The sequence below is a fragment of the Lysobacter sp. S4-A87 genome (assembly GCF_022637455.1).
In the GTDB taxonomy this organism is placed as follows: domain Bacteria; phylum Pseudomonadota; class Gammaproteobacteria; order Xanthomonadales; family Xanthomonadaceae; genus Lysobacter_J.
The window spans coordinates 1,691,326-1,714,956 of sequence record NZ_CP093341.1 but is presented as its reverse complement, the minus strand read 5'-3'; the positions used below and the strand labels follow the sequence as shown (position 1 = coordinate 1,714,956).

General features: G+C 67.5%; 16 protein-coding genes and 2 riboswitches. Of the genes, 9 read left to right on the top strand and 7 right to left on the bottom strand.

Annotated elements, in window-relative coordinates; genetic code table 11:
- Positions 1-12: 12 nt before the first annotated feature.
- A complete protein-coding gene (locus MNR01_RS07805; RefSeq protein ID WP_241920347.1) occupies positions 13-636 on the bottom strand; it encodes an OmpW family outer membrane protein in 624 nt (207 codons plus the stop codon).
- Between the two features lie 184 nt (positions 637-820).
- On the opposite strand from MNR01_RS07805, the gene gap reads away from it, so the two are divergent.
- Complete coding sequence (gene gap, locus MNR01_RS07800; protein ID WP_241920346.1) at positions 821-1,825, top strand: type I glyceraldehyde-3-phosphate dehydrogenase; 1,005 nt, start codon at positions 821-823, stop codon at positions 1,823-1,825.
- Between the two features lie 342 nt (positions 1,826-2,167).
- On the top strand, positions 2,168-2,578 hold the full coding sequence (locus MNR01_RS07795) for a group III truncated hemoglobin (protein WP_241920345.1): 411 nt from the start codon (positions 2,168-2,170) through the stop codon (positions 2,576-2,578).
- Here MNR01_RS07795 and MNR01_RS07790 read toward each other — a convergent pair.
- From MNR01_RS07790 to MNR01_RS07770, 5 genes are all read right to left on the bottom strand, one after another.
- Positions 2,575-4,095 (bottom strand): glycosyltransferase family 39 protein, encoded by a 1,521-nt coding sequence (locus MNR01_RS07790; protein ID WP_241920344.1) that lies wholly within the window; start codon positions 4,093-4,095, stop codon positions 2,575-2,577. The two genes, MNR01_RS07795 and MNR01_RS07790, sit on opposite strands and share 4 nt — an antisense overlap.
- Before the next feature lie 106 nt (positions 4,096-4,201).
- Complete coding sequence (gene metE, locus MNR01_RS07785; protein ID WP_241920343.1) at positions 4,202-6,478, bottom strand: 5-methyltetrahydropteroyltriglutamate--homocysteine S-methyltransferase; 2,277 nt, start codon at positions 6,476-6,478, stop codon at positions 4,202-4,204.
- Positions 6,479-6,644: 166 nt separating this feature from the next.
- A riboswitch (cobalamin riboswitch) is annotated at positions 6,645-6,852 on the bottom strand.
- Positions 6,853-6,917: 65 nt separating this feature from the next.
- On the bottom strand, positions 6,918-7,325 hold the full coding sequence (locus MNR01_RS07780; protein ID WP_241920342.1) for an acyl-CoA thioesterase: 408 nt from the start codon (positions 7,323-7,325) through the stop codon (positions 6,918-6,920).
- Entirely contained in the window at positions 7,312-8,322 is a 1,011-nt protein-coding gene (locus MNR01_RS07775; protein WP_241920341.1) for a ribonucleotide-diphosphate reductase subunit beta, read from the bottom strand. Before MNR01_RS07775 ends, MNR01_RS07780 begins: the two co-directional genes overlap by 14 nt.
- 143 nt (positions 8,323-8,465) lie before the next feature.
- Entirely contained in the window at positions 8,466-10,841 is a 2,376-nt protein-coding gene (locus tag MNR01_RS07770) for a ribonucleoside-diphosphate reductase subunit alpha (protein WP_241920562.1), read from the bottom strand.
- A 333-nt stretch (positions 10,842-11,174) separates the two neighbouring features.
- Positions 11,175-11,426, bottom strand: a riboswitch (cobalamin riboswitch).
- A gap of 117 nt (positions 11,427-11,543) precedes the next feature.
- Between MNR01_RS07770 and MNR01_RS07765 the strand changes: the two genes are divergently transcribed.
- From MNR01_RS07765 to MNR01_RS07735, 7 genes are all read left to right on the top strand, one after another.
- Positions 11,544-14,282 (top strand): DUF2339 domain-containing protein, encoded by a 2,739-nt coding sequence (locus MNR01_RS07765; protein WP_241920340.1) that lies wholly within the window; start codon positions 11,544-11,546, stop codon positions 14,280-14,282.
- The gene (locus MNR01_RS07760; protein WP_241920339.1) at positions 14,279-15,712 is read left to right on the top strand and encodes a DUF3999 domain-containing protein; all 1,434 of its coding nucleotides are present in this window, start codon (positions 14,279-14,281) and stop codon (positions 15,710-15,712) included. The genes MNR01_RS07765 and MNR01_RS07760 overlap by 4 nt, the downstream gene beginning before the upstream one ends.
- 90 nt (positions 15,713-15,802) lie before the next feature.
- Positions 15,803-16,975 carry a phosphoglycerate kinase gene (locus MNR01_RS07755; RefSeq protein WP_241920338.1) on the top strand — a complete coding sequence of 391 codons (1,173 nt, stop codon included), beginning with the start codon at positions 15,803-15,805 and terminating at the stop codon, positions 16,973-16,975.
- 9 nt (positions 16,976-16,984) lie between these two features.
- Positions 16,985-17,623, top strand: coding sequence for an HAD hydrolase-like protein (locus tag MNR01_RS07750; RefSeq protein WP_241920337.1), 639 nt, complete (start codon positions 16,985-16,987; stop codon positions 17,621-17,623).
- A gap of 197 nt (positions 17,624-17,820) precedes the next feature.
- Positions 17,821-19,287: a pyruvate kinase gene (gene pyk / locus MNR01_RS07745; protein ID WP_241920336.1), complete on the top strand. Its 1,467-nt coding sequence runs from the start codon at positions 17,821-17,823 to the stop codon at positions 19,285-19,287.
- A 129-nt stretch (positions 19,288-19,416) separates the two neighbouring features.
- Positions 19,417-20,136 (top strand): hypothetical protein, encoded by a 720-nt coding sequence (locus MNR01_RS07740; protein WP_241920335.1) that lies wholly within the window; start codon positions 19,417-19,419, stop codon positions 20,134-20,136.
- 151 nt (positions 20,137-20,287) lie between these two features.
- A complete protein-coding gene (locus tag MNR01_RS07735; protein ID WP_241920334.1) occupies positions 20,288-21,298 on the top strand; it encodes a class I fructose-bisphosphate aldolase in 1,011 nt (336 codons plus the stop codon).
- 347 nt (positions 21,299-21,645) lie between these two features.
- On the opposite strand, the gene MNR01_RS07730 is transcribed toward MNR01_RS07735, so the two are convergent.
- On the bottom strand, positions 21,646-23,376 hold the full coding sequence (locus MNR01_RS07730) for a M14 family zinc carboxypeptidase (RefSeq protein ID WP_241920333.1): 1,731 nt from the start codon (positions 23,374-23,376) through the stop codon (positions 21,646-21,648).
- Positions 23,377-23,631 lie beyond the last annotated feature (255 nt).

The window sequence follows — 23,631 nt, the reverse complement described above, 5'->3', positions numbered from 1 at the left end:
CAAACCGCTCCCTCAGAACTTCATGACGTACGCAGCGCCGTAGACGATCGGGTCGATCGCCACCGTGCCCAGCTTCGCGCCGTCGAGGGCGACGTCGCTGTCGATGTCGATCCAGCGCGCGTCGACGCGGATCGCACCGCGCTGGCCGACCGCGAAGTCGATGCCGGCATGCGCCGCCAGACCCCAGGAGTCGTCGAGCTTGAGCTTGCTGCCGGCCAGCGCGCCGGTGGTGTCCTCGCTGAAGAACGCGGTGTAGTTGATGCCCGCGCCAACGAACGGCGAGATCCGGCCCTGGCCATTGAAGTGGTACTGCAGCGAAACCGTCGGCGGCAGCTGCCTGGTGCTGCCGACCCGGCCCAGGCCGGCGATGTTGATGTCGTGCTCGAACGGCCAGGCGGCGAGGACTTCTACGCCGAGGTTGTCGCGCACGAAGTACTCGAACGTCACGCTCGGCTTGATGTCGCGGTCGATGTCCACCTTGAGTGTCCCGTTGGCCAGGCGGCCGTTGTCGGACTTGGGGTCGACGGCATGGACGCCGACGCCGACGGTCCAGTCACCGGCGGACTGGGCCAGGGCGGGGAGGGCGGCGCTGCCCAGGGCGAGCGCGATGGCGCCGGAAAGAAGCGGCTTGTGCATGTTGGGGAGCCTTGTTGTGGGGAGGCCTCCAGTGTCTGCAGGGGGCATTGGACGCGCTTGATCCGGATCAAGTCGCCCGGGGCCCGGCGTGGCCCTTCCGTCCCGGGCCCGAGGGCGGGCCTGTTAGAATGGGGGTTCCCCGTCCATCCGCCGCGCCGGGCGCGGCTGCAGGAGTTTTCCAGCTATGACCATCAAGGTTGGTATCAACGGCTTCGGCCGCATCGGGCGCAATGTGTTGCGCTCGGCCGTGCAGAACTTCAATGGCGAGATCGAGATCGTCGCCATCAACGACCTGCTGGAGCCGGACTACCTGGCCTACATGCTCAGCTACGACTCCGTCCACGGCCGCTTCAAGGGCGACGTGAAGGTCGAGGGCAACACGCTGCTGGTCAACGGCAAGAAGATCCGCCTGACCCAGGAACGCGATCCGGCCAACCTGAAGTGGGACGAAGTCGGCGCCGACGTCGTCATCGAGTCCACCGGCCTGTTCCTCGACAAGGCCACCGCGCAGAAGCACCTCGATGCCGGCGCGAAGAAGGTCGTGCTGTCGGCGCCGTCGAAGGACGACACGCCGATGTTCGTCTACGGCGTGAACCACACCAAGTACAACGGCGAGGCGATCGTTTCCAACGCTTCGTGCACCACCAACTGCCTGGCGCCGATCGCCAAGGTCGTCAACGACAAGTGGGGCATCAAGCGTGGCCTGATGACCACGGTGCACGCTGCCACTGCGACGCAGAAGACCGTCGATGGTCCGTCCAACAAGGATTGGCGCGGCGGCCGCGGCATCCTGGAAAACATCATTCCGTCCAGCACCGGTGCGGCCAAGGCCGTCGGCGTGGTGATCCCGGAGCTCAACAAGAAGCTCACCGGCATGGCCTTCCGCGTGCCGACCTCGGACGTGTCGGTGGTCGACCTGACGGTCGAGCTGGAAAAGCCGGCGACCTACGCCGAGATCTGCGCGGAAATGAAGGCGCAGTCGGAAGGCGCGCTCAAGGGCATCCTGGGCTACACCGAGGACAAGGTCGTGGCGACCGATTTCCGCGGCGACGTGCGCACGTCGATCTTCGATGCCGAGGCCGGCATCGCGCTCGACGGCACCTTCGTCAAGCTGGTCAGCTGGTACGACAACGAGTGGGGCTACTCCAACAAGTGCCTCGAGATGGTCAAGGTCGTCGCGAGCAAGTAAGTCGCGCGGCTGTAGCATCACAGACAAGGCCGGCATCTTGCCGGCCTTTTCTTTGGCTCTTCTCCCATTGGTCGCACGCTTCCGTCTGCGGAGCTGCGTCGTCCACCGGGCCGGGGATTGCTCCGCCCCTTGGTCGGACATCCTGTCCGAACGCGGGGCGCGGGACATCCATGTCCCGCTGCTACGCAATCCCCGGCCCGGCGGACGACGCTTCGGCTCTTCGTTGCATGGTCTTCGGTCCCTTGCCCGTCATTCCCGCGAAGGCGGGAACCCATGGATGTTGCTCGCCAGAACAGCAGGCACACCTTGATTTCCGGGCCTAAAAACCCCAGTAGAAGAGCCATGAGCCAAACCCCACAGCTTGATGAGCAGCAGTTGGCGACCCTCGTGGACCGCTTCTACGAGCAGGTCCGCGCCCACCCGGAACTCGGTCCCGTCTTCAACGCCGCCATCGACGACTGGCCCGGGCACAAGCGGCTGCTGACGTCGTTCTGGTCGTCGGTACTGCTGGGCACGCGCAGTTATCGCGGACAGCCCATGGCCGCGCACCGGCCGCACCCGATCCGCCCCGAGCATTTCGACCAGTGGTTGTCGCTGTGGCAGCAGACCGCGGAGTCGCTGCTGGCGCCGGAGCATGCCGCGCTGGCCTGCGAACACGCCAACAAGATCGGCTACAGCCTGCGTTACGGCCTGGGCCTGCAGGAACGCAAGGGCGCGCTCCCGCTCGGCATCGCCATCGCCGAGACCGGTTAACCGAACTTCTGCATCTTCGGCCACGCCTGCGACCACGGAATGCGCAGGTTGCGGCAGATGAAGATGTCCGGGTGGTCGCGCGTCTCTTCGTTGGGCACGTTGTATCGATTGCGTATGCGGCCTGCGGGCACGCAGTCGCCCGGCGCGTCGGCTATGTCCTCGCGCGTGTCGCCCAATACGATCACCGTGTTCGGTGGCGTCGAACCATAGCCCTTGTACCAGTACGAATTGACCGGGCTGATCGCTGTCGGCAGGCCAAGCTTCGGCCCGTAGAGATTGATCGCACCGGCCTCGCCGTAGTTGTTGGTGAACACGGCCGTGTGCTCGCGCTCGCCTTCCGGCAACGCGTGGTAGATGCGCGCCACTTCCGCCACCAGTTCCGGCCAGCCGATCTGCTCGGCGAAGTTGTCGTGCGCGGCACGGCTGATGCGCCAGCCCATCGAGTTGACCGCGGAAAACTGCAGGCCGATCAGACCGCTCGCCGCGGCCATGGCCACGATCCAAACCGTCATCAGCGCCGTGCCGGTGAACGCGTAGCCGGCGCGCAGTGGCCCCTGCCGGTGCAGGAACTGTTCGATCGCGACACAGCCGGCCGCAAGCAGCATCGGATAGGCCGGCGCCAGGTAATACGCGCGGCCCTGGGCCATCGCGAACAGGAACAATGGCACCGCGTACATCCATGCAACCACGGCATAGCGTCGGCCGGCCTTGGACAGGATCAGCCAGGCCAGACCGGCCAGCCAGACCGGCAGGGCCATCAGGCCGGCATTGCCGTAGAGCTGCTCGATCAGGAAATCCCGGGTGCGGCCGATGCGCACATCGCGGGCGTGGATGGTCTGCAGGAAGTCCAGCGAGATGAAGTCGTGCCGCCATTGCCACAGCGCATTGGGCAGGAACAGCAGCACTGACAGTGCCGCTCCGAGCCACAGCCAGCGGCCGCGCAGGTGCGAGCGCAGCGGTGTCGCCAGCGTGGCCACCACTATGCCGGCGACGAAGAACACCATCGTGTACTTGGTCAGCATGCCCAGGCCGATCACCGCGCCGATCGCCAGCCACCAGCGCGGGTCGGCGCTGTTGACCAGTCGCAGCATCAACCAGGCCAGCAGCACCCACCAGAGGTAGTCGATGCTGACGTATTGCATCAGGCCGCCTGCCACCATCGAGAACGGCGCCAGCGCAGCGAACAGCGCTGTCACTATCTGCGTGGCGCGGGTGCCGCCCATTTCGCGCGCGATCAGGCCGGCAAGCACGGCGGCGATGCTTTGCGCCAGGGCCGCAAACACACGGAAGCCGCTGAGCGAATCGCCGAACAATTCCAGCGAGATGCGCCCGAGCGCCGGCGTCAGCGGCGGGTAGGCGACGTAGCCCCAGGCCAGCGTTCGTGCATCGTCGAGCAGTGCCAGTTCGTCGCGGTGGAAGCCGTAGTGCTGGTTGCTGAAGAGCCGCAGCACGAACAGCGCGATCGCGATCAGGGCGAGCCAGAGAACATGGCTGCGGGGCAGGCGCATTGGCGACATGGCAGCGGCGATTCCCGTTCAGGATGTCGGCTATTTAGTCCTGCGGCCGGCCAGGATGCAATGGAGGCCGCCCGCCCGCGTTGGCGGGTGGGCGGCTCCATCGCCGTCAGGCCGCGGTCAGTCCCAGGCGCAGTTCACGGGTGGCCTGGACCATCGCGCTCAGCGCCTTGCGCACCTCCGGCCAGCCGCGCGTCTTGAGGCCGCAGTCCGGGTTGACCCACAGCTGCGCCGCCGGAATCACCTGCAACGCCTTGTCCAGCAGCTCGCCGATCTCGCCCGGCGACGGCACGCGCGGGGCGTGGATGTCATACACGCCCGGGCCGATGCCGTTGGGGTAGCGGAATCTGGCAAAGGCATCGAGCAGCTCCATCCGTGAGCGCGAAGTCTCGATCGAGATCACGTCGGCATCGAGCGCGGCGACCGCATCGATGATGTCATTGAACTCGGCGTAGCACATGTGGGTATGGATCTGGGTGGTATCGGCCACTGCACCGGCGGCGAGGCCGAACGCCTCCACCGCCCAGGCCAGGTAGTGCGGCCAATCGTCGCGCCGCAACGGCAGGCCTTCGCGCAATGCCGGCTCGTCGATCTGGATGATGGCGATGCCGGCCGCTTCCAGCTCCAGCACTTCATCGCGCAGGGCCAGCGCGATCTGCCGGCAGGTGTCGGCGCGTGGCTGGTCGTCGCGCACGAACGACCACTGCAGGATGGTGACCGGCCCGGTCAGCATGCCCTTCACCGGATACTGCGTGCGTGACTGCGCGTAGCGGGTCCATTCCACGGTCATCGCCCGCGGCCGGCTGACGTCGCCGTACAGCACCGGCGGCTTCACGCAGCGCGAGCCGTAGCTCTGCACCCAGCCGTGGGAGGTGAAGGCGAAGCCGTCGAGCTGCTCGCCGAAGTACTCGACCATGTCGTTGCGCTCGAACTCGCCATGCACCAGCACGTCCAGGCCGATGGCTTCCTGTTCGCGCAGGCAGTTGTCGATCTCGCGCTCGAGGAACTGGCGGTAGCCGGCGTCATCGAGCTTGCCGGCCTTGTGGTCGGCGCGGGCCTTGCGCACCAGCGACAGCTGCGGGAAGGAACCGATCGTGGTGGTCGGCAGTGGCGGCAGCGGCAACCGCTCGTGCTGCAGTGGCGCGCGCTGCGGGTAGGGCGTGACGCGCCGGCTCATCGCCGGAACCAGTGCGGCCAAGCGCGCGCGGACCGTGGCGTTGCTCAGTTCCGGCGCATTGCGATGGGCGGCGCGTGCTGCCTGCGCAGTGGCGATCGCTGCTTTTGCGCCTGCATTGCCGGCATGGGCATCGGCGAGCAACCGCAGCTCTTCGAGCTTCTGCCGTGCGAAGGCCATGCCGCCGCGCAGCGGCTGCGGCAATTTGCGCTCGAGCTCCAGGTCGATCGGCACGTGCAGCAGCGAGCATGACGGCGCCAGCCATCGCACGCGCGAACCGGCCGTGCGCACAAGCGCCAATGCTGCGTCGAGGTCGGTGCGCCACACGTTGCGTCCGTCGACGACGCCCAGGCTCAATGGGCGCTCGGCCGGCCACCTGGCGAGCACGCGCACGAGCTGCTGCGGTGCGCGTACGAGGTCGACGTGGAGCGCGTCCACCGGCAGCCCCGCGACCAGCTCCAGGTTGTCGCCCAGGTCGCCAAAGTAAGTCGCCAGCAGGATCTGCGGAACGTCAGCCGCGGCCAGCGCGGCGAAGGCACGGCGATAGGCCTCGCGGTCGGCGTCGCCGAGGTCGAGCACCAGACAGGGTTCGTCGATCTGCACCCACGAGGCACCGGCCGCCTTCAGCTGCTGCAGCAGTTGCACGTAGGCCGGCAGCAGCGCATCGAGCAGTTCGAGCGGGCAGCCGCCGTCCTCACGCTTGCCCAGCTTGAGGAACGAGACCGGGCCGAGCAGCACGGGGCGCGCCTCCAGTCCGAGCGCACGGGCTTCACCCAGCTCGGCCAGCGGCTTGTCGCCGCGCAGGCGGAAGGTCTGGTCGAGCTGGAACTGCGGCACGAGGTAGTGGTAGTTGCTGTCGAACCACTTGGTCATCTCCAGCGCATGGAGGTCGTGCTGGCCGTCCTGCAGGCCGCGGGCGAGAGCGAAATAGCCGGCCAGCGGATCTGCTTCGAACACGTCGCGGTGCGAGGGCGGGATGGCATCGAACAGCACCGCCGTGTCCAGCACGTGGTCGTACAGCGAGAAGTCGTTGCAGGCGACGACATCGACACCGGCATCGCGTGCCAGTTGCCAGTGCCGTGCGCGCAACTCGCGTGCCGTGTCGTGCAGGTCCTGGGCTGGCGCCTGGCCTTTCCAGAACGATTCGAGGGTCTGCTTGAGCTCGCGCCGCGCGCCAATGCGCGGGAAGCCGAGATGGGTTACCTGGATCATGGTTATGTACCTGCGATGCGTATGCATGACGCAGGGCAACGAAGGAGGGCATGGGCACGCCCCCGCCGCCGCAAGCGGCTTCGGGACCGGGACCTGCCTTCGACCTTCGCCCCCGCGGGCGAACCGGCCACGCGGCGCGAGCCGTGCGGTCGGGGGTCGGACGGAGGGCGAACCCTCCGGTCATGGCAGGTCTTCGGGCTCGTGGGCGCGAGGGGCGCAAGCTCCTCACCTACTGGCCATCGCTTCCCGGGCAGAGCCCAGTGCATGGATGGCGGTCGTTCCCATATACCGCTGCGGGGCAGCTCCGGAATTGGACGGTTGTCCGTACCGGATTCCCTCTGGCACCGCCGGTCGCCCGGCGGTGCTTGTCACATCGCTTTATCTTTATGAAGCGATGGTCACCACGACGCCGCTAAATTAGCGCCGCGGGCAGGGGGCGTCAATCGCCGGATGGCTGCAGTGCGGGGACCGGCGTCGGCTGGCCGTGCACGTCCAGCGCGACCATCGTGAAGCGGCCGCGCGTGGCCAGTTGCGTGTCGCCTGTCATCAGGTCCTCGCGGTACATGTCGACTTCCACCTGCAGCGAGCTGCGGCCGGTGGCGACCACGCGTGCGACCAGTTCTACCAGGGCGCCCTTGGGCACGGCGACGTGGAAGTCGATCTGTTCCGAGCGCGCGGTGACCACGGTGCTGCGCGCATAGCGCGAGGCGGCGACGAAGGCGGCCTTGTCCATCCATGCCAGCGCCTGGCCACCGAACAGGGTGCCGAGGTGGTTGGTGTGGTCGGGGAAGACTATTTCGGTCATGCGGGCTTCGGTCGGGGGCGTTGGCGTCTCAGAACGCGGCATCGAAGGCGACCTCGCCCTGCACGCCCACCTGGTAGGCCGAGACGCGGCGCTCGAAGAAGTTGGTCACTTCCTGCACGTCCTGCAGATCCATGAAGGCGAACGGGTTGGTCGCGCCGAAATGGCGCGGCATGCCCAGTTGCGCCAGGCGCTGGTCGGCGCAGTACTGCAGGTACTGGCGCATGTCCTTGGGCGACAGGCCGGCGACGCCGCCCGACAGCACGTCCTGGGCGAACTGCATCTCGCACTCCACCGCTTCCTCCAGCATCTGCACGACCTGGCGCTGCAGCTCGTCGTCGAACAGTTCCGGCTGCTCGCTGCGCGCGGTGCGGATCACCTCGAAGGCGAAGGCCATGTGGCAGCTTTCGTCACGGAACACCCAGTTGGTGCCCGACGCCAGCCCGTGCAGCAGGCCGCGCGAGCGCAGGTAGTAGACGTAGGCGAATGCGGCGAAGAAGAACAGGCCCTCGATGCAGCAGGCGAAGCAGATCAGGTTGAGCAGGAACTGGCGACGCTGGTCCGTGGTCTCGATGCGCCGGATGCCCTGGATCGAGTCGATCCACTTGAAGCAGAACTCGGCCTTGGCGCGGATCGACGGAATGTTCTGCACTGCGTCGAAAGCCTTGGCGCGGGCGACCGGGTCGGGCAGGTAAGTATCGAGCAGAGTCAGGTAGAACTGCACGTGCAGCGCTTCCTCGTACAGCTGCCGCGACAGGTACATGCGCGCCTCGGGCGCGTTGATGTGCTGGTAGAGGTTCAGCACCAGGTTGTTGGCGACGATGCTGTCGCCGGTGGCGAAGAACGCCACCAGCCGCTCGATCAGGTGGCGCTCGGCCGGACCGAGCTTGTGCTTGAGGTCGTTGACGTCGAGCGAGAAATCGACCTCTTCGACGGTCCAGGTGTTGCGGATCGCGTCGCGGTACATCTCGTAGAACTGCGGGTAACGCATCGGCCGCAGGGTGAGATCGAAGCCGGGGTCGAGCAGGCGGGTGTCGGACATGGTGTTGCCTCGGTGGACCTTGCCCTTCAGGGGCGGGCGACGCTGCGTTGCGCGGGGGGAGGGAAGCAGTTCGCGCGTCGCACGCCGGCTGAAGGGACGGTTCTTGTGGGGCGGTGACGCCAGGGCCACCGCCGGCTTGTGGGTTACTGGCAGGCTTCGCAGCTCTCGGGGTTCTCGAGCGAGCAGGCCACGGCCTCGACCGCGGTGTACTCCGGCTTTGCCGCTTCGGCGACGCCGCTGACCGTGGCCTTGGCGATCTTCGTCGCCGGGCGCGAGCGCAGGTAGTAGGTCGTCTTGAGCCCCTTCTTCCATGCGTACATGTACATCGACGACAGCTGGCCGATGTTCGGGCTCTCGATGAACAGGTTCAGCGACTGGCTCTGGTCGATGAAGGCGCCGCGGTCTGCGGCCATGTCGATCAGCGAGCGCATCGGCAGTTCCCAGGCGGTGCGGAAGACGGCGCGCAGCGACTCAGGGATCTGGGTGATGCCCTGGATCGAACCTTCGGCCATCTTGATGCGGTCGCGCAGTTCCGGCGTCCACAGGCCGAGCGTCTTGAGTTCCTCGGCGAGGTAGCGGTTGACCACCAGGAAGTCGCCGGACAACGTCTCGCGCTTGAACAGGTTTGACACCTGCGGCTCGATGCACTCGTAACAGCCTGCGATCGAGGCGATGGTCGCCGTCGGCGCGATCGCGATCAGCAGCGAGTTGCGCAGGCCGTGCTCGGCGATGCGCGCGCGCAGGCTGTCCCAGCCGTGGGCTTCGGAAGGTGTCACGCCCCAGGCTTCGAACTGCAGCTCGCCCTGCGACGCGCGCGTATCGGCGAACGAGGGATGGCGACCGCGCTCCATTGCCAGCTCATTCGAAGCGGACAGCGCATGGAAGTACACCGCCTCGGCGATCTGCCGCGACAGCGCACGCGCCTGGTCGGAATCGAACGGCATGCGCAGTTTGAAGAACACGTCCTGCAGGCCCATCACGCCCAGGCCAACCGGGCGCCACTTGAGGTTGGCGCGCCGCGCGGTCTCGATCGGGTAGAAATTCAAATCAATGACGCGGTCGAGCTGGCGCACGGCCAGGCGCACGGTCTCGGCCAGCTTCCCGAAATCGAACATGCCGATGGAGGCGAGACCGCCTTCGCCGTGCACCGGGCCTTCGGCAAACAGCTCGACGTGGTGCGACAGGTTGATCGAACCCAGGTTGCACACCGCGGTCTCGTCCTGCGACGTGACTTCCAGGATCTCGGTGCACAGGTTCGACAGGTGCACCACGTTGCCTTCGCGCAGGGTCTGGTTGCAGGCGCGGTTGGACTTGTCCTTGAAGTTCATCCAGCCGTTGCCGGTCTGCGCCAGCGTGCGCACCATGCGGCTGTACAGCTCGCGTGCCTTGACCTGGCGCGCCGCCAGGCCGGCCACTTCGGCGGCGTGGTAAGCGCGGTCGAAGGCCTCGCCCCACAGGTCGGTCAGCTGCGGCACGCGGGCCGGGTCGAACAGCGACCAGTCGCCGTCGGCCTCGACGCGGCGCATGAACTCGTCGGGGATCCAGTTGGCGAGGTTGAGGTTGTGCGTGCGCCGCGCTTCATCGCCGGTGTTGTCGCGCAGCTCCAGGAACTCCTCGACGTCGGCATGCCACGGCTCCAGGTACACGCAAGCCGCGCCCTTGCGCTTGCCGCCCTGGTTGACCGCGGCGACCGAGGCATCGAGCGTCTTCAGCCACGGCACGATGCCGTTGCTCAGGCCATTGGTCGACCGGATCAGCGAGCCGCGCGAACGGATGCGCGTGTAGCTCAGGCCGATGCCGCCGCTGAATTTGCTCAGTTTGGCGACGTCCATGTAGCGCTTGTAGATGCTTTCCAGCGAGTCTTCCGGCGAGTCGAGCAGGAAGCAGCTCGACAGCTGCTCGTGCGTGGTGCCGGAGTTGAACAGCGTCGGCGAGCTGGGGATGTAGTCCAGCTGCGCCATTCGCCGGTACAGCGCCAGGGCGTCGCTGACATCCTCGCTCAGTGCGCAGGCGATGCGCAGGAAGAACTGCTGCGGCGTTTCGATGACGGTGCGCGCGGTCGGGTGGCGCAGCAGGTAGCGGTCGTACAGCGTGCGCAGGCCGAAGTAATCGAAGCGCTGGTTGAGGGTCGGGTCGATCGCGTCGTTGAGCTTGCGCGCGTTGGCCTGGACGAAGGTCAGCAGGCGCTCGTTGATCAGGCCCAGGTCGAAGCCGCGCTGCACCGACTGCGAAAACGCGTGGATCTCGATGCCGGCGACTTCCTTCTCGATCACGCCGGCGAGCAGGCGCGCGGCGAGGCGGCCGTACTCGGGTTCTTCGGCGGTGAGCAGGGCGGCGGTGCGGATCGAAAGCTCGTCGAGCTCGCGCGTGGTCGCGCCGTCATACAGGCCGGAGATGGTGCGGGTGGCCACGCGCATCGGGTCGACGGAGAAAAGGCCTTCGCAGTTGCGCGTCACTGCGCGCACGATCTTGTTGAGGTCGACCGGGTCGCGGCGGCCGTTGCGCTTGGTCACCGTCATGGTGAGGTTGGCGGCGGGCGGGGTCAGGGTGAAGCCGGCGGACTCGCCCTGCGCGATTGCGGCGGCAGGGGCAGCAGGCCGGGTGACGGCAGGCTGATTGACGGCAGGCGCGTCGGTAGTGGTGGTCATCGTGATAGCTCCGGTGCGTGGGCGCACGGCTCGTCGTCCTTCCCTCGAAGGGCGGCGTGGCGCGGGACTCGGAGATTGCGGTTGCGGCGTCGCGCAGGCCGAGACGGGCCTGTGGTGGCGGGCGTCCTTCGACAGCAACGGCGCGCCTCCATGCAACACCGACCGTCTTCCCTCCGAAGACTCGCTGGCCGGTCACCGCGCGGTGTGCAACGCGCGGTTGTCGGCAGGTCTTCGGGCTCTGGACGCGAGGACCGGGCGCATGCCGCTGGCCACCTCACCTACTGACCGTCGCTTCCCAGGCCTTGGGCCCAGTGCCATGACGGCGTTCGTTTCCACTACCGCTGCGGGGCAGCGCCGGAGTTGGCCGCTCGATCAACGATGTGATCTGAGCGAGGCCGCACCGGACTTCCCTTTTAAGCCGACCGCGAGGTCGGCACCGACGGCCACAACATAGTGTGGTCCGGTGGATTGGTCAACACATAATGTTGTGCATTGTGATCGGAAGTCACGACCTGAACCGGGCGTCCGCGCTTGCGGTAAGGTGTGCGCAGATCCACAACAGGGGGCCCATGGATGGCTGGTGGAATTGGAATTCTGGTGCTCGTGGTGTTGTCGGTGCCGGTGCTGTTGATCGTCGCGCTGGCGATGATCAGTGCGCTCAAGACGCGCGTGGCGGTCCTCGAGGCGCAGGTCGCGCAATTGCGCTCGCAAGCTGTCGGGCGGGAACGGGTTGCCCCGGGACCGGTTGGCCAGGAACCGGTTGCCCAGGAGCCGGTTGCCCAGGAACCGACCGACGGACCGACGCTGCAGGAATGGATGCGCACCCAGGCACCAGCGGCCACAGCGCCCAAACCGCCTCCGGTCGAACGCCCGGTCGCACCACAACCTCCTGCTTCTCCGGCGCAGCAGGCACCGCCGGCACCAATGCCGCTGCCCGCCGCCGCGCGCGAACGAGCCGCGCCGCAGTACGCGCGCGCGCCGCGCCAGCCGGCTTCGCCCGACGCGTTCGACCTGGCCAGGCGTGCGGTACGCAAGTGGTTCACCGAAGGCAACATGCCGGTCAAGGTCGGCGTGCTGGTGTTCTTCGCCGGCATCGCGTCGTTGCTGAAATACGCATCCGACCAGGGCTGGATGCGCATGCCGGTCGAGCTTCGCCTGGCCGGCATCGCCGCCTCGGCGCTGGCCGCGCTGGTCTTCGGCTGGCGCCAGCGCGAGGCCAGGCGCAGCTTCGCGCTGAGCCTGCAGGGCGGTGCGATCGGCGTGCTGTTGCTGGTCATCTTCGCGGCCTTCCGCTTCTATCAGATGATTCCGGCCGGCGTCGCCTTCGCCCTGAGCGTGGTGCTGGTGGCCGGCGCAGGCGTGCTGGCGGTGCGCCAGAACGCGATCGCGCTCGCGGTGCTGGGCATCCTGGCCGGATTCCTCGCGCCCATCTGGCTGTCGACCGGCAGCGGCAACCATGTTGCGCTGTTCGGCTACTACGCCGTGCTCAACCTGGCCATCTTCGTGATCGCGTGGGTGCGGCCGTGGCGTGCGCTGAACCTGCTGGGGTTCGTCTTCACCTTCGGTGTCGGCACCGTCTGGGGCGTGCTGAGCTACAAGCCCGAGCACTTCGCCACCACCGAACCGTTCCTGTTGCTGTTCTTCTTCTGCTATCTGCTCGTGCCGATCCTGTACGCGCAGCAGCGACCGGACGGCAAGCGTGACCGCATCGATGGCTGCCTGGTGTTTGGCACGCCGCTGGTGGCGTTCGCGCTGCAGGCCGCGCTGCTCGAAGGCGACCGCATGCAGCTGGCCCTGTGCGCACTGGCATTGGCGGCGGTGTACGCGGCACTCGCGTGGTGGCTGCGCCGTCGCGAGCGCTTCACCATGCTGGCCACATCGCACGCATTGCTGGCCGTGGGCTTTGCGACGCTGGCGGTGCCGTTGGCACTGTCGGCGCAGGCCACCGCTTGCGTGTTCGCCCTGGAGGGCGCAGCGCTGGTCTGGCTGGGATCGCACCAGCAACGGCAGTTGCCGCAAGTGACCGGGTTGCTGCTGCAGCTGCTGGCCGCCGGCGCCTTCGCCATCGGCCTTGCCGACAATCCGACGGCGGCGACGCCGATCGCAAATGCAGCCTGCATGGGCGCGTTGCTGATCGCGATCGCCGGCTTCGCCAGCGCGTGGAGCTATCGACGCATTTCTGCCGACCCTCCGGCGCTGGTCTATTACCTGTGGGGCCTGGGCTGGTGGTGCGGCAACGCACTGCACGAGATCGACCGCTTCGTCACCGCGCAGGAATGGCCCGACGCGGTGCTGATGTTCGCGGCGGTGACGGGTTGGGTCGTAGCGGAGGTGTACCGGCGGATTCCGGCGCGCGCACTCGCCTGGAGCGTGGTCGCGGCCATGGCCGCGGCGCTGCCGCTGGCGCTCGTGCAGGACGCTGCGCACGACCATCCGTTTGCAGGTCTCGGCGGCGTGGCGTGGCTGGTGTTCGCACTCGCCGGCTGGCGCAGCCTGCGTTGCCTGCGCGACCACGGCGAAGGCGAAAGCCCGATCGCGCTCGCCCATTCGCTGTGGTTGTGGTCCTGGGCGCTTGCTGCGGGCCTGTCGCTGTACTGGCTGGCCAGCCAGGCTGCATTCGGCGACGGCTGGAAGGTCGCCGCGCTTGGCTTGCCGGCCTGGTGCATTGCCGCGCTGGTGCAGTGGCGCCCGCAATGGATCGCAACGCCGCTGGCGAGCCACTTCGAGCAATGGCGCGCGCCATTGCAGCGCCTGTTCGTGCTCGCCGTCGCGCTTGGTGCGACGGTCGCGCTGACCGTTGCCGGCAGCAGCACGCCGTTGCAATGGCTGCCGGTGCTCAATCCGCTGGACCTGGCGCAGCTGGCCGTGATCGGACTCGCCGCCGCATGGCTGGCGTCGCCGCTGGTCTCCGACGACTTGCGCGAACGCCGCATCCCGCTGCTCGCCGCGGCGGGCTTCGCGCTGATCACGGTGATCACCCTGCGCACCGTCCACCACGTTGGCGGCATTGCCTGGGGTGGCTCGATGTTCTCGACCAGCCTGGTGCAGACCAGCCTGACCATCGTCTGGAGCGTGCTCGGTGTGTTCGGCTGGATCCTGGGTTCGCGCCGTGGCCAGCGCGACCTGTGGCGGGCCGGTGCGGTGCTGATGGCGGTGGTGCTGGTCAAGCTGGTCCTGGTCGACCGCTCGCACCTGGGCACGATGCTCGGGATCGCGTCGTTCATCGCCTACGGCCTGCTGTGCACGCTGGTCGGTTACTTTGCTCCCGCGCCGCCGCGCGCACTGCGCACGGAGTTCGACGCCAGCCCATGAAACGCCTCGCCCGGATTGTCTGCCTTCAGGTCGCCTGCCTGTTGCTTGCCGCGCCCGCCGTTGCCAGCGAAGACTTCGCCCAGCAGTGGCCGCTCAAGCTGAGCCGGGACGATGGCGGCGCCTATCGCGTGACCCTGGACGCGTCGGTGTATCGGCAGCTGTACACACATGACCTGCGCGACTTCGAGGTCCGCAACCACGACGGCGCCACCGTTCCGTCGGCGTTGTTCGCACCGGAGCAGCCCCTGGTCCAGGCGCCGGCCCGGATCGCGTTGCCATGGTTCAGGCTTCCGGCCACGCCCGCCGGTGGCCCGGCCGGAGGCTGGGAGCTGACCGGAACGATCGATGGCGAGGGGCGCCTGCGCGGCGTCCAGGCACGCGTAAACGGCGCCGCCGCCGACGCGTTGCCGCAGAACGTGCTGCTGGTCGATGCCAGCCAGGCACGCGAGGCGATCACCGCGCTGGAGCTGCAATGGCAGCCAGCCTCGACACCGGCGTCGGCACCAGCCTCTGCACTGGACCTGGGCTTTCGCGTCGAAGGCAGCGACGATCTCGACCAATGGCAGCCGTTGCCCGTGCGCGGCCGCCTGGTTGACCTGCAACGCGACGGGCGGCGCCTGCTGCAGCGGCGCATCGAACTGTCTCCCGCTCGCCACGTTCGTTACCTGCGACTCACGCCGGACCGCAGCGATCAGCCGATCGAGATCACCGCGGTCAGCGCCGAGCTGGCCGGCTCTGCCGTGGCCTCGGCGCCGCAGTGGCAACCACTGCGCGGCCGCCGCATCGACCAGGCCGGTCGCGATGCATTCGAGTTCAACCTCGAAGGTCGCTTCCCGGTGCAGCAGGTGGATGTCGAGCTTCCGGGCAACCATGCCGTCGAGTGGCGGCTGGAAAGCCGCGACGACAGCGGTGCGCCCTGGCAGCTGCGCGCCGGTCCGTGGATGGCCTGGCAGGTCGATTCGGCCGGGCGCGCGAGCCGTTCCGGCGCACGGGTGCTCGATCGGGTCGTCCGCGACCGCTACTGGCGCCTGAGCGCCAGCACGCCGGTCAGCGGCGATCCTGCGCTGCGTCTGGGCTACCGGCCGGAAGTGGTGGTCTTCCTCGCGCAGGGGCCGGCGCCTTACTCGCTGGTCGCCGGCAGCGCACGTGCGCGCCGTGCCGATTCGCCGCTGTCGCAGCTGGTCGATGCCATGCGCGAGCAGCGCGGCGACGCCTGGCAACCCGCGCCCGCCTCCCTCGGTGCAGCGCAGGCGCTGGCGGGAGATGCCGCGTTCACCGCCCGCCGCGACTGGACCTCGTGGCTGTTGTGGTCGGTGCTGGTGCTGGGGGCGCTGGTCGTCAGCGCGTTCGCACTGAGCCTGCTGCGCCAGCCCAGGCCGGCGGCCGGGCAGGGCGCGGCGCACGACCCGGAAACCCCGGGCGGGGCCTAAACAGGGGCGCCCGCTGCGGCGTGCAGCGGTTTCATTCCGGCACGGGGGCCGCGACAATACGCGGCTACGCATTCACCCGGAGCGCCCCCCATGTCCATCGTCCGCATGTCCGACCTCGATCTCGCCGGCAAGCGCGTGCTGATCCGCGAAGACCTCAACGTGCCCATCGACGACGGTCGCATCACCTCCGAGCAGCGCATCACCGCGGCGGTGCCGACGATGAAGCTGGCGTTGGAGAAGGGCGCTGCGGTGATGGTCACCTCGCACCTGGGCCGGCCGAAGGAAGGCGTGTGGAGCGAGGCCGATTCGCTCGCACCGGTCGCCCGGCGCCTGTCGGAGCTGCTCGGCATCGACGTGCCGCTGGTCAAGGACTGGGTGGACGGCGTCGAGGTCGCGCCGGGCCAGCTGGTGCTGCTCGAGAACTGCCGCATGAACGTCGGCGAGGGCAAGGACGACGAAGCGCTGTCGAAGAAGTACGCCGCGCTGTGCGACGTCTACGTCATGGACGCCTTCGGCACCGCGCACCGCGCCCAGGCGTCGACGCATGGCGCGATCCGATTCGCCAAGGTCGCCGCTGGTGGTCCGTTGCTGATGGCCGAGCTCGATGCGCTGGCCAAGGCGCTCGACAACCCGGCGCGTCCGCTGCTGGCGATCGTCGCCGGTTCCAAGGTCTCGACCAAGCTTGAACTGCTGTCGTCGCTGGTCAGCAAGGTCGACCAGCTGATCGTCGGCGGCGGCATCGCCAACACCTTCATCGCCGCGATGGGCCACGGCGTCGGCAAGTCGCTGGTCGAGAACGACCTGATCGACACCGCGAAGAAGATCATGGCCGATGCCAGGGCGCGCGGCGCCGACATCCCGGTGCCGACCGACGTCGTGGTCGCCCCGGCTTTCTCCGCCGATGCACCTGCCACGGTCAAGGCCGTCGATGCCGTCGGCGCCGACGACATGATCCTCGACATCGGTCCGGACACCGCTGCGCGCTACGCCGAGCTGATCAAGGCCGCCGGCACCGTGGTGTGGAACGGCCCGGTCGGCGTGTTCGAATTCGATGCGTTCGGCAAGGGCACCGAAACCCTGGCGCGTGCGATCGCCGCCAGCAAGGCGTTCTCGATCGCCGGCGGCGGCGATACCCTGGCGGCGGTCGACAAGTACGGCATCGAGCAGGACGTGACCTACATCTCGACCGGCGGCGGCGCCTTCCTCGAGTTCCTCGAAGGCAAGGAACTGCCGGCGGTGACCGCGCTCAAGGCGCGGGGCTGAGGCGCTGCAATGGCAACGGTGTTCTTCGACATGGACGGCACGCTGATCGACTCGGCCGTCGGCATCACCCGCTGTGTCGAGTACGCACTGGTGAAGATGGGCCTGCCGGTGCCGCCGCAGTCGGAACTGCGGCGCTGGATCGGACCGGCCTTGCGTACCAGCTTCGGTCCGCTGCTCGACGATCCGCAGGACGTCGAGCAGGCGGTGCTGCACTACCGCGACCGCTTCGAGAGCCACGGCTGGGCCGAGCACGAGGTCTACGCCGGCATCGGCGAGACCATCGAGGCGCTGCACGCGGCCGGGCACCGCCTGGCGGTGGTCACCGCCAAGAACGAACCGCACGCGCGAAAGATCGCCGGGCACCTGCCGTTCGGGCATCGTTTCGACGACATCGTCGGTGCGACCCTGGACGGTCGCATCAGCCACAAGGACCAGTTGATCGGCGAGGCGCTGCGGCGCCTGGATGTCGCCGCCGGTGAGTGCTGGATGATCGGCGACCGGCGCATGGACATCGAGGGCGCGCGTCACCACGGCATGCGCAATGTCGGCGTGCTCTGGGGGTTTGGTGGCGAGGTCGAGTTGCGCGAGGCGGGGGCGCTGCACCTGGTTGCTGCGCCGGGCGAGCTGCAGGGCCTGCTGGCGGCCTGAGCGCGGTCGCCGGGACAGCGGTGGTCTGCTTTTGACCGGGTGATTGCAGACCACTTTCCCACATGCCCCGCGGTATGGACGACCCGCGTCCCGGATTGCGTGCGTATTCAATCCGATTGAACGTACAGCTGTGCTAGCGTCGCCGGAATCAATGAATCTCACTCGGCAAAAGCCGCACCAGGCGAAAGCAGCATTCGATGACAACCACACAGCGCCGCACCAAGATCCTCGCAACCCTCGGCCCGGCCACTGATCCGCCGGGCGTCCTCGACGCGCTGCTCACCGCCGGTGTCGACGTGGTCCGGCTCAATTTCTCGCACGGCGATCCGTCCTCGCAGGTTGCCCGCGCCGAAGCCGTGCGCGAAGCCGCCAAGCGCGTCGGCGTGGAGGTCGGCATCCTCGCCGACCTGCCGGGCCCGAAGATCCGCATCGAACGTTTCGCCGAAGGCAAGGTCCTTCTCAAGGCCGGCGACCGCTTCGACCTGGTCGCCAGCGTCGATGCGCCTCCGGGCAACCTGCGCGAGGTTGGCGTGAGCTACCTCGGTTTGCCCAACGACGTGCGTCCGGGCGACGTGCTGCTGCTCGACGACGGTCTGCTGCAGCTGCGAGTAGGCGCGATCGAGGGCGAGCGCATCATCACCACCGTGCTCAACGACGGTGCGCTGTCCGACCGCAAGGGCCTGAACAAGCAGGGCGGCGGCCTCTCGCTGGGCGCGCTGACCGAGCGCGACAAGGAGCTGATCCTGGTCGCCGCCGAACTCGGCGCCGATTTCATCGCGGTGTCGTTCTGCCGCAATGCCGAAGACATGAACGAAGCGCGTCGCATCGCCCGCGCCGCCGGCAGCGATGCCGCGCTGGTGTCGAAGATCGAACGCGCCGAAGCGATCGAGAACCTGTCCGAGATCGTCGACGCCAGCGACGTGGTCATGGTCGCGCGCGGCGACCTGGGCGTGGAGATCGGCGACGCCGAACTGCCAGGCCTGCAGAAGAAGATCATCCGCGAGGCGCTGGAGCGCAACCGCGTGGTGATCACCGCCACGCAGATGCTGCAGTCGATGGTCGACAGCCCGATCCCGACCCGCGCAGAGGTGCTCGACGTCGCCAACGCCGTCATCGACGGCACCGACGCGGTGATGCTGTCGCAGGAATCGGCCGCCGGCCGCTATCCGGTGAAGGCGGTCGAGGCGATGGCGCGCATCTGCCTGGGCGCCGAGCGCCAGTTCAACCGCGACACCGATTTCGAAGCCGCCCCGCGCAACCTCGAGCGCGCCGACCAGGCTATCGCCATGGCCACGATGTTCCTGTCCGAGCACATCGGCGTGCGTGCCATCGTGGCGATGACCGAGTCTGGTGGCACTGCGCGTTTCCTCTCGCGCTTCCGCTCGCAGGTGCCGATCTACGCGATGTCGCGCCATGACGGCTCGCGCCGTCGCATGACGATGATGCGCGATGTCGTGGCCTACGACTTCGACAGCCGTGGCCTGACCTCGCGCGATGCCGCCCGCAGCGCGATCAAGCAGTTGTTCAAGCAGGACCGGCTCAGCGTCGGCGACCGCGTCATTTTCACCAGTGGCGACCATATGGAGCAGCACGGCGCGACCAACACGCTGCGCCTGTTGCAGGTCGGTGCCGACGGCACGGCAGAAGGACTGGGCGAGCTCTGAGCCGCCGTTGACGGAGCCGGCAGCGAGCTGGCTCCCATCAATGCATTTGTCTTTGCGAAGGCGGCGTGATGGCCGCCGCTTCGTGTCTGGCGCGTTGGCGATAGCAATCCCTCATCCAGGGGAATTGCCGTGGCAACCGTCAGGATCGATGGTCCCCGCCGTGCGTCGCGCCTGCTGCGCGGCGTCGCGCTAGCCGCCAGCTTCACGCTGGCCGCCATTGCGTTGTGCGCGTGCACGACGGTGGGAATGCACACCCAGCAGCGCTTCGCGATCGAATACGGCCCGCCGGTGCAGATGCGCGTGTGCGTGCTGCGCACCAGCGACGTCAGCGAGAAGCGCATCGACAAGTTGATTGCCGAGGTCAACCAGGAGTTCAAACCCTACGGCATCGACGTGGTGGTGCCATGGGTGCGGCCGTGGACACGCGCGGGCTTCGCTCATCGCAGCCTGTTTGACGATGTCATCGCGCACGAGCTGGAGGCGCCGTGCGATCGCCTGGTGGCGTTCGTCGATCGAAATGCGGGTGATTTCCTGTGGGGCCTGCTGATGCCGGAGGTGCTCGGCAGCGTTGACGATCCCACGCATACGCGCGGCTATGTCGTGGCCACCCAGGTGTCGCTCAACCAGGTGTTCACGCCACCGGGCAAGGCGACCGTCCACGAGTTCTACCATCTGCTCGGGTGCCCGCATGCCGGTGCGATGTCCGACTGCTACGCGCAGATCGCGGCCCTCAAGCGCAGCATCGATCCATCCGCCGATTTCTTCCCGGGCGTGGACGAGTACGGCCAGCCCCTGAAGACGCGGGACGCGGCCAACCACACGTTGCGCCAGGCCATCGCCGGGCAGTGACCCGGTCCGGGCTGGCAACGGCACCTGAAACTGGTATTGAAATCGAAGGTGTGAATCACGCAAGTGATTGATTCACCGTGGCCGACCGCGGGCGGGAACGCCACGCTGCGGCTATAATGCCGGGCTTCCCACCGCTCCTGCAGGACGTCCAATGAGCATCGAACAGCTTGCCGAAACCGCCCAGGCCATGGTGGCCCCGGGCAAGGGCATCATCGCCATCGATGAGTCCACCAGCACCATTGCCAAGCGCTTCGCCGGCGTCGGCATCGAGAACACCGAAGAGAATCGCCGCGCCTACCGCGAGCTGCTGCTGGCCACGCCCAAGCTGAGCGACTACATTTCCGGCGCGATCCTGTTCGACGAGACCATCCGCCAGTCGACCAGGAGCGGCATTCCGTTCGCCAAGTACATGTCCGACAACGGCATGATCCCGGGCATCAAGGTCGACAAGGGCACGCATGCGCTGGCCGGCTTCCCGGGCGAAGTGATCACCGAGGGTCTGGATGGTCTGCGTGCGCGCCTGGAGGAGTACTACAAGCTCGGTGCGCGTTTCGCCAAGTGGCGCGCGGTGATCAACATCGGTGACGACATTCCGTCGGGCACCTGCATCGATTCCAATGCGCATGCGCTGGCGCGCTATGCGGCGCTGTGCCAGGAGCAGGGTCTGGTGCCGATGGTCGAGCCGGAAGTGATCATGGACGGTTCGCACGATATCGAGACCTGCTATGAGGTCACCGAGGTCACGCTGCGTTCGCTGTTCGCTTCGCTGTACGAGCACAACGTGATGCTGGAGGGCACGATCCTGAAGGCGTCGATGATCCTGCCGGGCACCACCAGCGGTGAGAAGGCCAGTGTCGAGGACGTCGCTGCGGCGACGCTGCAGTGCTTGAAGTCGACCGTGCCGGCGACGCTGCCGGGCATCGTGTTCCTGTCCGGTGGCCAGGCCGACGAGGACGCTACTGCGCACCTCAATGCGATGAACCAGATGGGTCCGAATCCGTGGCCGCTGTCGTTCTCGTACGGTCGCGCGATGCAGCAGGCGGCGCTGAAGCTGTGGTCGCAGGATCTGGTGAACAACTTCGCCAAGGCTCAGCAGACGGTGTACGAGCGTGCTCGTGACAACGGTCTGGCTGCACTTGGCCAGTGGAAGCAGGCTGCGTAAGCGTCGCGTTTGCTGATCAGCAGAAGAGCCGGCCTTGTGCCGGCTTTTTTGTTGTCTGTCGTTTGGCGTGTCGGCTGCGTTCCAGTTGCGTGGGGGGCTTCGGAAAGGCGTCGTCCGCCGGCCCTGGGATTGCTGCGCCCCGCGGACGACATCCTGTCTTTACGCGGGGCGTGGGCCATCCATGGCCCACTGCTCCGCAATCCCAGGGCCGGCGGACGACGCCATGCCGCTTCATTGCCCGGTCTTCGGACCGTCTCCAAACCACCGTCATCCCCGCGAAGGCGGGGATCCAAGGACGTTGCTTCTGGCTTGGGTTGCGAAAGCGGGAACAACGCGTCCTGGTAGGGTCACTGGCCGCCAACCACCGTGAAATACGCCGCATTCGGCGTCCCAACGCTGCCGCTGGCGTCGCTGCCGCGGACGAAGACGACGTGGCGACCTGGCGCCAGGCCCTGCGTGCTGATCACCGCGCGAACGCTTTCGCGGCTGGTATCCCAGGCCCCGTCGCTGGACTGCATCACAATCCGCGCGGCGCCGGCCGTCCACGGTCGCTGGTCGAGGTAGGCCGAAGCGGCGCTGATCGCTTGCACCGGCTCGGCGCCGTTGCTCTGGTTGCTGCGGCCGTCGTCGATGGTGGCGGTCACGGTTACGGGCTGTCCGGCACTGACGCTTGCCGGGTATGCCGTCACGGCAACCGTGTCTGGCCCGGACGGATAGACGTAGGGCGCGGTCAGGTTGCGCGCGGCGTAGCGCAAGGCGGCCAGGTTCTTCGGCAGCGTGGTCGACTCGAATGTCGAGCAGCTCTCGAAGAACGCCACGCCCATCTCGATCGTGTAGCTGGGCACGCCGAGCAGGCCGTACATCGTGTCGGTGTTGGTGCCGTCGGCGACATACAGTCCGACCCATTGCTTCGGGGCATAGCCGTTGTGCCAGGCAATCCTGCGGCCGAGGGTGCGCAGTGCGGTCGCGTTCGCGGTTGCCGTGGTGGAGTAGGCCCACGGCCACAGCACAAGTCGCGAGTAGCTGTGCAGGTCGACGAACAGGCCGCGATAGTCCTGCGGTGCGGCGGCGGTGGCGGCATCACCGCGGCGATCGGGAAACACGCCGCCGCGCCAGGTGCCACTGGCATCGGCGACGCCGGCGATGTAACGCAGCAGGTTCTGCGTCTCCGGCTCCGACCCCTGCTGCGGGCCGCGATAGGTACCCGCACAGGGATTGCCGCTGGAGCCGCCGGCGGCGCCGTTCCAGCGGAACGGGAAGTTCCGGTTGAGATCGATGCCGTAGTTGCTGGCGGTGCACGAGCCGTTGCTGGTGTTGACGTTCTTTCGCCACGAGGCGCCGCCCTCGGCGCGCTTGCGTCCGTCCGGGTTGGCCTGCAGCACGAAATGGAAGCGATAGGTGTCCAGCAGCCAGGTCGCCTCGGCGTTGCTGCCGTAACCGTCGACCAGCCATTGCGCGAAGCGCGCCAGGACTTCCGCAGGCGTGTACTCGCGTGCGTGAATGGAGCCCAGCAGCACCATGTTCGGTTTGTTGGCGATTTCACCGTCGGTGGCACTGTTGCCGAGCACCAGCACTTTCATCGGGTAGCCCGTCGCGGCATCGCGGCTGCGCAGCCAGGTCGGACCGATGTCCACCACCCGCGCCAGATCCGGACGATCGCGCGCCAGCTGCTCCATCGTGGCGTAGGTCTCCTCGACGGTGCGGTAGCAGGCGAAGCCGGGGATCGCTTCGGGCTGAAGGACGTCGGGCTGAAGGACGTCGCGCTGCAGGACGTCGCGTTGCAGGTCGTCTCGAAGCAGCGCTTCGTCCGCCTCGCGCATGCGCGCCGTAGCGACCTCGTCGATGTGCGCATCGACACCGGCCCGGCGCAGCGCGAGGTACTCGTCGTAGCTGGCCTCGAATGCGGCCGTGCGAATGCGCTCGTCGACCATCACGTGCTGGAACCGGCCGGCCAGATACTGCACCTGGGCGCGGTCCTGATAGTGCACGCTGACGAAGAGCAGCTGATCTTCTTTGCCACTCGCGGCCGGACCGCTTGCGGCGAGAGACAATAACAACGCAGCGAGTCCGGGGCGCATCGAACAGCTCCGTTGCCGGGATTGTCGGATGTTGCGCCGCGTCGGCGTAAATGCCGCTGAATCCCCTGCCACGCAGCGCCGTGGAACACGAGTTTGACGAACCGTTAACACGACGCCTTAACACGCCGTGGGGTACCAATGGCGCCGGCGCTGAGACGCCGCTCTCCTGACCCGTTTGAGTTGGATCAAGGAAGCCGATGGGGCGGGGCGTCATCCTCGCTGCGAACGGAATGGATTGTCGTTACGGAGCCAGCC